Genomic DNA, 751 nt, shown 5'->3' on the forward strand with positions numbered 1-751 from the left:
GGGCGTCGAGCCGGTGGCCACACCCGTGGGCGGCTTGCTGGTATTCAGCGCGCTGCCTGGGGAATACGTGGACGCCGGGCAACTGATCGCCGAAATCATCGACCCCATTTCCGACCGCGTAACGCCAGTGCATTGCCGCAATGCCGGGCTGCTTTACGCTCGTTCGCTGCGGCGCATGGCCACTGCCGGGATGGTCATTGCCCATGTCGCAGGCACTGAAGCCTATCGCAGCGGCTACCTACTTTCGCCTTGAGGATGCACGCCCCATGTACAAATTGACCGTTGAAGGCCTGCATAAAAGCTATGGCGACAATGAGGTGCTCAAAGGTGTCTCGCTCAAGGCCAGGACCGGTGATGTGATCAGCTTGATCGGCGCCAGTGGCTCGGGCAAGAGTACCTTTTTGCGTTGTATCAATTTTCTTGAACAGCCGAATGATGGCGCGATGACGCTGGATGGGCAGCAGATTCGCATGGTCAGTGACCGCCATGGGATGCGCGTGGCGGATGATGCTGAGTTGCAGCGCCTGCGTACGCGGTTGGCGATGGTGTTTCAGCATTTCAATCTGTGGAGCCACATGAGTGTGCTGGAGAACATCACCATGGCGCCGCGCCGGGTGCTGGGTTGCAGCAAGAAGGACGCCGAGGATCGCGCTCGCCGGTATCTGGACAAGGTGGGGTTGCCGGCGCGGGTGGCCGGTCAATATCCGGCGTTTTTGTCGGGTGGCCAGCAACAGCGGGTGGCGATTGCCCG

The 751-nt window shown here is 60.7% G+C and carries 1 protein-coding gene and 1 pseudogene; both read left to right on the top strand.

Features of this window, described 5'->3' with window-relative positions; translation table 11 throughout:
* Positions 1 to 253, top strand: a pseudogene (locus HX846_RS35890) (succinylglutamate desuccinylase); the annotation flags it as partial.
* Between the two features lie 13 nt (positions 254 to 266).
* A partial coding sequence (locus HX846_RS35895; RefSeq protein ID WP_178967311.1) for an ATP-binding cassette domain-containing protein occupies positions 267 to 751 on the top strand: 485 nt, incomplete at its 3' end.

This window comes from Pseudomonas sp. K5002 (assembly GCF_013386655.1).
In the GTDB taxonomy this organism is placed as follows: Bacteria; Pseudomonadota; Gammaproteobacteria; order Pseudomonadales; family Pseudomonadaceae; genus Aquipseudomonas.